Source organism: Herbaspirillum rhizosphaerae, from assembly GCF_001189965.1.
GTDB lineage: Bacteria > Pseudomonadota > Gammaproteobacteria > Burkholderiales > Burkholderiaceae_D > Herbaspirillum > Herbaspirillum rhizosphaerae.
The window spans coordinates 1-201 of the sequence record NZ_LFLU01000055.1 but is presented as its reverse complement, the minus strand read 5'-3'; the positions used below and the strand labels follow the sequence as shown (position 1 = coordinate 201).

Below are 201 nucleotides of genomic sequence, written 5' to 3'. Positions count from 1 at the left end.
GGCGTCGATTCGCTCTGCACGGCGGTCACGCGATAGTCGAAGGCGCTGTTGCCGTTGACGGTGCCGGCAAACCCCTGATCGCCGGCTTGCTTGGCGACCGGCATGCTCTCGCCGGTGATCGGCGCCTGATTGATTGACGGTTGTCCTTGCGTGACGATGCCGTCGAGCGGAATACGCTCGCCGGGCTTGACGCGCACTTCC

Annotated in this window: 1 protein-coding gene; it reads right to left on the bottom strand. The window is 65.2% G+C overall.

Annotated elements, in window-relative coordinates; all coding sequences use genetic code 11:
• The coding region (locus AKL25_RS23610) for a P-type ATPase actuator domain-containing protein (RefSeq protein ID WP_157050752.1) at positions 1-201 on the bottom strand (201 nt) is incomplete at both ends.